The sequence below is a fragment of the Joostella sp. CR20 genome (genome assembly GCF_038433465.1).
Taxonomy (GTDB): domain Bacteria; phylum Bacteroidota; class Bacteroidia; order Flavobacteriales; family Flavobacteriaceae; genus Galbibacter.
On the sequence record NZ_JAESVF010000007.1, the window covers coordinates 150,754 to 158,171 of the forward strand.

The 7,418-nt window shown below is 33.9% G+C and carries 6 protein-coding genes; 2 read left to right on the plus strand and 4 right to left on the minus strand.

Going from position 1 to position 7,418, the window contains the following annotated elements; genetic code table 11:
* Nucleotides 1-735: 735 nt before the first annotated feature.
* From JMA43_RS10655 to uvrA, 3 genes are all read right to left on the minus strand, one after another.
* Nucleotides 736-1,380, minus strand: coding sequence for a peroxiredoxin-like family protein (locus tag JMA43_RS10655; protein WP_342156570.1), 645 nt, complete (start codon nucleotides 1,378-1,380; stop codon nucleotides 736-738).
* 75 nt (nucleotides 1,381-1,455) lie between these two features.
* Entirely contained in the window at nucleotides 1,456-1,920 is a 465-nt protein-coding gene (locus tag JMA43_RS10660; RefSeq protein ID WP_342156571.1) for a hypothetical protein, read from the minus strand.
* A 391-nt stretch (nucleotides 1,921-2,311) separates the two neighbouring features.
* A complete protein-coding gene (uvrA, locus tag JMA43_RS10665; protein WP_342156572.1) occupies nucleotides 2,312-5,089 on the minus strand; it encodes an excinuclease ABC subunit UvrA in 2,778 nt (925 codons plus the stop codon).
* 315 nt (nucleotides 5,090-5,404) lie between these two features.
* Between uvrA and JMA43_RS10670 the strand changes: the two genes are divergently transcribed.
* Nucleotides 5,405-5,986: an RNA polymerase sigma factor gene (locus JMA43_RS10670; protein ID WP_342156573.1), complete on the plus strand. Its 582-nt coding sequence runs from the start codon at nucleotides 5,405-5,407 to the stop codon at nucleotides 5,984-5,986.
* 238 nt (nucleotides 5,987-6,224) lie between these two features.
* On the opposite strand, the gene JMA43_RS10675 is transcribed toward JMA43_RS10670, so the two are convergent.
* Complete coding sequence (locus JMA43_RS10675) at nucleotides 6,225-6,893, minus strand: endonuclease III domain-containing protein (protein WP_342156574.1); 669 nt, start codon at nucleotides 6,891-6,893, stop codon at nucleotides 6,225-6,227.
* A gap of 56 nt (nucleotides 6,894-6,949) precedes the next feature.
* Between JMA43_RS10675 and bcp the strand changes: the two genes are divergently transcribed.
* The gene (gene bcp / locus JMA43_RS10680) at nucleotides 6,950-7,405 is read left to right on the plus strand and encodes a thioredoxin-dependent thiol peroxidase (RefSeq protein WP_342156575.1); all 456 of its coding nucleotides are present in this window, start codon (nucleotides 6,950-6,952) and stop codon (nucleotides 7,403-7,405) included.
* Nucleotides 7,406-7,418: the final 13 nt, after the last annotated feature.

Here is a 7,418-nt window from a genome sequence, read left to right on the forward strand (position 1 = left end):
GTTCGACGTAAGAATGATGGAATATGAGGTGAAATTGACCTATTTAAAAAGTATTGAAAATCAAGGAAGCAGCGTGGGCTAATAGATAAAAAGCTGTTTGAACGAAGTGAGTTCTTTTTATCTGTGGCGGTTGTTTCCGTAGATTTTCTGATACTTTTTTAATCAGTCTTGACTTTTTTGTTTCGTTTTTGTGTCAAGACAAAAACGAAAGAGATGTTAAGTGGTTAAAATACAGGTTTTTAAAGCCTGTCTATATTGAAAAATTATATCGAACTGAGGTTTCTGTTAAGTTCAGATTATAATATTTGTTTGTCTTTTCAATTACATCTCCCGTCATTCCAAATTTAATTTGGAATCTCATCATTATGAGAACCTGAATCAAGTTCAGGTTGACGAAACTTTTTAAGCTGAAAACAAAAAGTATAGACTAATACCATTTATACATCAATATTACTGGAATAAAATGTTTCTTTTTCCTTTTATCTTCATCATAAAATAAAACCGTAGCTTAGGCTATGCTTTGATTTTCTTCTTTGCTAAAAGAAAAAAATCATCCACTTTCTTTTACAGTAAAATCAATCTATAAATGGTATAACAAAAAAAAGAACACCTCACTGTTTTTGCAAACTTTGTGAGGTGTTCTCAACTAACCAACCAAAAAAATTCAACTATGAAATTTATATGGTATATTTCAAACAGCATGCCAAATTACATGCTCTAAATAAAATTAACTTATTATTTGGTTTTTAAGGCTTTAAGGATATCTTCAATTTCAGCTCTTTTTGTATAGTCTTCATTTACAAACTGATAAATAATTTTTCCGTTTTCATCTAAAACAAAAGTAGCCGGCATTGGAAGCTCAAAATCATCGTTGTTATTGTGTTTTTTTACGTCGATTCCGAAGTTGTTATAAATCGCTTTGATATCTTCTGGAAGCTCAAAAACAAGTCCGATTTCCTTAGCAAATACATTATCAACATCGCTTAAAACTTCAAAAGATAAATTGTTTTTTTCTGAAGTAGATAAAGAATTGTCGGGAGTTTCTGGAGTAATCGCTACCAACTCGGCACCGTTTTCTTTAAAAGTGTCCAATGAATTTTGCAACGCTTTTAACTCCAAATTACAATAAGGACACCAACCGCCACGGTAGAAGGATACAATTAGCTTTTTACCTTCGTTTAGGTTGTTTAGGCTTATTTTTTCTCCTTTTGCGTTCGGTAAAGTAGTGTTAGGGAAAGTATCACCAACTTGTAAAGTTATTTCTGCAAAATGCTTCGCTTTTAAATCGGCTGTAGCTTTATCCATTTTTGCCAAAATTTCCTCTGGAATTTGACTTCTATTTTTATCGTTTAACGCTTGTAATTCTGTAGTTAAAGACATATTATAATTTTTTAAGTTATGGCTATTGAGTCGGCACAAAACTCGAAAGATTACAGTATGGATGTTAAGTTATTGTTAATCTAAATTTGAAGTTCGTTGATAGGTTAGCGTAGGTCCATCACATTCGTTCCAAGTATTTTTTAGCTGATAACTGTCGTTGATAATTAAATTTTCTTCGGAAGTACCTGTACATGAACCAACGATTATACTTTCATCAGTATAGGTTAATTTAAATTGTAGCTGATTTTCGTTTTCAACCCATTCAAAAGTACCAGAAGCTTCAGTTGTTTCTTCTGTGTTTTTATCAAATCGAGTTTTTGTAAAAGTGTTGTTTGTATTGAAAACATAACTTTCTTGCCATTCCATAGCATCACCAGTAGTGGTAGAATTTGGTGTGCTTCCTTGCATTTCTATAAGGTTCCAAATACCATAAATTGTGGTTGTTGGTGCATTATTTTCAACCGTATTATCGTCGTCTGAACTGCACGAAAGTAATCCAAATAAAAGAAAAATGTAAAAAGTATAGGTACTAGTTTTCATTCCAAAGTATTTTTATTTGTAGATGAATTTCAGTAAAAAAGGTTGCGTTTAAAACATTTATAAACTGATGCTGAAACTTAAGTTAATGTGAGTTCGACGTAGGAATAATGAATATGAGGTGAAATTGACCTATTTAAAAAAGTATTGAAAATCAAGGAAGCAGTTGTGGTTAGAGATAAAAAGCTGTTTGAGCGTAGCGAGTTCTTTTTATCTGTGGCGGTTGATTCCGTAGATTTTCAGGTACTTTTTTAATCAGTCTTGACTTTTTTGTTTCGTTTTTGTGTCAAGACAAAAATGAAAGTATTATTAAATGACAAAAATCCATGTAACAAAACTTCTATTAATTGACATTAATATCGAATTGAGGTTGAATTATTCCGAAGCAGTACACTTACAATTTATCTTTTAAATACTGTCCTGTAAAACTGGTTTTGGTTTTTGCAATTTCTTCAGGAGCCCCCGTAGCCATTAAATTTCCGCCTTGTTCACCACCAAGTGGCCCGAGGTCGATAATGTAATCGGCACATTTAATTAAATCAAGATTGTGCTCAACAACAATAATTGAATGTCCGATTTCTAATAAGGCGTCAAACGACTTTAAAAGTTTCTTTATATCATGAAAATGCAAGCCTGTTGTAGGTTCGTCAAAAATGAATAAAGTTTTATTTTTTGTTTGTCCTTTTACCAAGAAAGAAGCTAGCTTGATACGTTGTGCCTCCCCACCAGAAAGGGTAGAAGAGGACTGCCCCAAAGTTACATATCCTAAACCAACATCTTGGAGCGGTTGAAGTTTGTTAATAATTTTGGTTTCTTTATACTGACTAAAAAACGAAACAGCATCGTCGATAGTCATAGAAAGAATGTCGTCGATATTTTTGTCGTTGAATTTTACTTCGAGAATTTCCTTTTTAAAGCGTTTTCCTCCGCAAGTTTCGCATTCCAAATGCACATCGGCCATAAATTGCATTTCGATGGTCACTTCGCCTTCTCCTTTACAAGTTTCACAACGACCACCATCCACATTAAACGAAAAGTGTTTTGGCTGGTAACCTCGCAATTTGGCAAGCTTTTGCTTTGTAAATAAAGCTCTAATATCGTCGTAAGCCTTAATATAAGTTACAGGATTAGAACGAGAGGAACGTCCGATTGGGTTTTGGTCTACAAATTCAACAGAAGTAAGGTTGCTGTATTTTCCTTCAATTGCTGTGAACTGCCCAATTTTTTCTCCGTATCCTCCAGTTTCTTTTAAAATAGCAGGATATAGTATTTTTTTAACGAGTGTACTTTTTCCGCTACCTGAAACTCCTGTAACAACAGTAAGTGTATTCAGCGGAAACGTAACATCTATATTTTTTAAATTGTTTTCGCGAGCACCTTTTATATTGATGTAATAATCGCTAGTTCGACGTTTTTTTGGAACATCAATTTTTAAATCCTCGTTTAGGTATTTTGCGGTAAGCGAATCGGCTTTCAAAATGTCTTTATAACTTCCTGTAGCCACTACTTCACCACCAAAAGTTCCAGCTTCCGGACCGATATCAATAATTTCATCGGATGCTTTCATGATGTCTTCATCGTGCTCAACTACAATAACGGTATTTCCTAAATCGCGAAGCGATTGTAAAACGCTTATTAGTTTTTCGGTGTCTTTGGGATGCAATCCAATACTTGGTTCGTCTAAAATATACATCGAACCAACTAAGCTACTACCTAGAGAAGTAGCAAGATTGATACGTTGAGATTCTCCTCCAGAAAGCGAATTTGATTTTCGATTTAAAGTAAGGTAATCGAGTCCGACATTGCTTAAAAACTCAAGGCGACTGTTAATTTCTTTCAGTAATCGGTTAGAGATAGACTCATCATTTTCAGTTAAACTTAGACTTTTAAAATAGTCTTGAAGTTTGTGCAAAGGCATTTCTACCAATTCGGTAATTGTTTTGTCGCTAACTTTTACATAGTTTGCTTCTTCTCGAAGTCTTTTTCCTTTACAACGCGTACATTTTGTTTTTCCGCGGTAGCGCGAAAGCATCACACGGTTTTGAATTTTATAGCTTTTCTCTTCTAATTCAGCAAAAAAATCGGTTAATCCAGTAAAATATTTATTTCCGCTCCAAACAAGTTCTTTTTGAGCTTCTGTAAGTTCGTACCAAGGTTTGTGGATGGGAAAATCAAACTTATAAGCGTTGTTGACCAATTGATCGCGGTACCAACTCATGCTATCGCCTCGCCAAGCAAATATGGCATTGTCGTAAATTGAAAGTGCTGTGTTGGGAACGATAAGATCTTGATCTAAACCAATAACATCTCCGTAACCTTCGCAAACTGGGCAAGCCCCGTAAGGATTGTTAAAACTGAATAAATGTACATTAGGCTCTAGAAACTGCATGCCGTCGAGCTCAAATTTATTGCTGAAATGTGTTTGTTTTTCAGAAGTTAAATCTTCGATAATACATTCGTCTTTCCCTTCAAAATAAGCCGTATCGATAGCATCTGCAAGACGGTTGAAAAAGTCTTCATCATTTTTAACTACAATTCGGTCTATTACCAAAAAGAAGTTGTTTTCAATTTCCTTTTCAATCTCGTCAATTCGTAGTACTTCGTCTTTGTATTTAATACGCGCATACCCTTGTTGTGCTAAAATTTGAAGTGTTTTTAAAACATCTCTATCTTCAGGAATATGCACAGGAGCCAGCAGTAAAAGTTTACTGCGTTCTTCGAACTTCTTTACAAAATTCACAACATCGGTTACCGTATTCTTTTTGACTTCGTTACCTGAAATAGGAGAGTAGGTCCTTCCGATACGGGCGTACAAAAGTTTTAGGTAATCGTAAATTTCGGTAGTTGTCCCAACCGTAGATCGAGGATTAGTAGAGTTTACCTTTTGTTCGATGGCTATGGCAGGAGCAATTCCTTTAATATAGTCGACTTTTGGTTTGTTGAGTCGCCCTAAAAATTGTCTTACATAAGACGATAAACTTTCAACATAACGTCGTTGTCCTTCAGCATAAAGTGTATCGAACGCTAAAGACGATTTTCCGCTACCAGAAAGTCCTGTTAAGACCACTAGTTTGTTACGAGGAATAACAACGTCTATGTTTTTTAGGTTGTGGAGTTTAGCTCCTTTTATGATAATATTTTCTTTCGGATTTACCTTATTTATGTCTGTCATAGCAATAAAACAAACCACAAAGATAAGAATCTAAAATGAGCTTTTAAACTGTATATAAAAGTTGAAAATGAAGATGTTTGATTCTGAGAAATGAGTGTTGAAACGTAATTATGCTTGCAATATTATGATGTGTTAACGGAAATTTTCAGATAATTTATAAGCAAACTTGCATTTTATATAAGAATTATACTATATTTGATTTCAACTTAATAAATAAAAACAAACGCCTATACCATAAAATTACTTTTAAAACTAATGTAAAAATTAGCGTTGCAGTAAATGCAACACCAACTAACATTCTTAAAAAGTAATTATATGGAGAACACTCTTCAAGACTCTGCTTTGGTGGCAAAGTATATAAAAGGCGATGAAAAATCACTCGAAATTTTAATTAATAGGCACTCTCAACGTGTGTATAGTTTTATTTTTTCTAAAGTTTATGATAAAGATGTAACTGAAGATATTTTTCAGGATACCTTTATTAAGGTGATTAAAACCTTGAAACGCGGAAACTATAACGAAGAAGGGAAGTTTTTACCTTGGGTGATGCGTATTTCTCATAACTTGGTGATAGATTACTTCAGAAAAAACGCCAGAATGCCAAAATTTGAAGGTAGCGAAGATTTTAATATTTTTTCGGTATTGGGGGATCCTTCATTGAACGCAGAGCGTCAAATTATTAAAGATCAAGTAGAAACCGATATAAAAAAGCTCATTGAAGAACTTCCAGAAGATCAAAAAGAAGTACTGTATATGCGACTTTACAAGGATATGAGCTTTAAAGAAATAGCCGATCAAACCAATGTGAGTATAAATACAGCTTTGGGGAGAATGCGTTATGCTATTATAAATTTGAGAAAAATGGTTGAAAAGAATAATATTGTTTTGACTAATTAGCACAATATAAAATGTATAGCTCCGTTATTTAAATATCAATAAATAAAACTTGGGGCATGCAAAAACTTTACTCTTTTCAAAAATCAAAATCTGAACCTTTAAAACCGAAAGATTCGACTGTCGAATTTTTGCTTGGTTACTCAAAGGCTTTAAGTGTTATGAAGTATAAAAAGTTGGAATTTGATACTATATTAAATTAAACTTTTTCTGAAAAGACCTGTTGGTTATCCTACAATAATCAACGGGTCTTTTTAGTATTTTTAGCTTCGTATTCTTTAATCACAGATTTTCTTCCGATAGTTTTAGTGATGATATCGTTGTCTAAATTCCATCCTCTTGCGGGTGAATATTCTCGTGCGTAATAAATAATTTGTAAATGAAGTTTGTTCCATAATTCCTTCGGAAACAATCGCTTTGCATCCTTTTCGGTTTGCACTACATTTTTTCCGTTAGATAAACCCCATCGATACATTAACCTATGAATATGTGTATCTACCGGAAAAGCAGGGATACCAAAGGCTTGCGATAAAACAACACTAGCTGTTTTGTGTCCAACAGCGGGTAAACTTTCGAGTGCTTCCATGTCGGCAGGAACTTCTCCGTTGTATTTATCAATCAATATTTGAGAAAGTCCGTGAATTCCTTTTGATTTCATTGGAGACAGCCCAACAGGCTTGATAATTTCTCTAATTTCATCCACCGAAAGTTTTACCATTTGATAAGGATTTATTGCTCTATCAAATAAAAGTGGTGTAATTTGGTTTACACGCGCATCTGTACTTTGAGCCGACATTAGTACGGCAATGAGTAAAGTATACGGATCGGTATGGTCTAGCGGTATCGGAACTGTTGGATAAATACGTTCGAGCGTATCAATAACAAAATCAACCTTTTCTGCTTTGGTCATTTTTATGTAATTTTAAACAAAAATAGTAGAACATCTTTCAAATAAAAAAAATGTTTATGAATACCTTAAAAGTAGGAGATAAAGTACCAAGTTTTACCGTAAACGACCAAGATGGAAATGCCATTTCCTTAACAGATTATAAAGGGAAAAAACTAATTGTGTTTTTTTACCCAAAAGCAAGTACTCCAGGATGTACCGCAGAGGCGTGTAATTTAAGAGACAATTACCAAGAATTGCAAGCACAAGGATATAGTTTGCTTGGCGTTAGTGCCGATTCTCAAAAGCGACAAACAAATTTTAGAGATAAACACGAATTTCCTTTTCCTTTATTGGCAGATGAAGAAAAAGAGGTGATTAATGCATTTGGCGTTTGGGGACCAAAAAAGTTTATGGGTCGCGAGTACGACGGAATTCACCGTAAAACATTTATCGTTGATGAAAATGGAGTAGTGGAGAGAGTTATAGATAAAGTAAAAACTAAAGATCATGCTACTCAAATATTGGAAGCATAACTTTAGCTAATTA

Excerpts from the sequence above, each read along its gene's own strand:
- JMA43_RS10675 (WP_342156574.1), bottom strand. The coding sequence starts at position 6,893 with ATGACCAAAGCAGAAAAGGTTGATTTTGTTATTGATACGCTCGAACGT.
- uvrA (WP_342156572.1), bottom strand. The coding sequence starts at position 5,089 with ATGACAGACATAAATAAGGTAAATCCGAAAGAAAATATTATCATAAAA.
- bcp (WP_342156575.1), top strand. The coding sequence starts at position 6,950 with ATGAATACCTTAAAAGTAGGAGATAAAGTACCAAGTTTTACCGTAAAC.
- JMA43_RS10660 (WP_342156571.1), bottom strand. The coding sequence starts at position 1,920 with ATGAAAACTAGTACCTATACTTTTTACATTTTTCTTTTATTTGGATTA.
- JMA43_RS10655 (WP_342156570.1), bottom strand. The coding sequence starts at position 1,380 with ATGTCTTTAACTACAGAATTACAAGCGTTAAACGATAAAAATAGAAGT.
- JMA43_RS10670 (WP_342156573.1), top strand. The coding sequence starts at position 5,405 with ATGGAGAACACTCTTCAAGACTCTGCTTTGGTGGCAAAGTATATAAAA.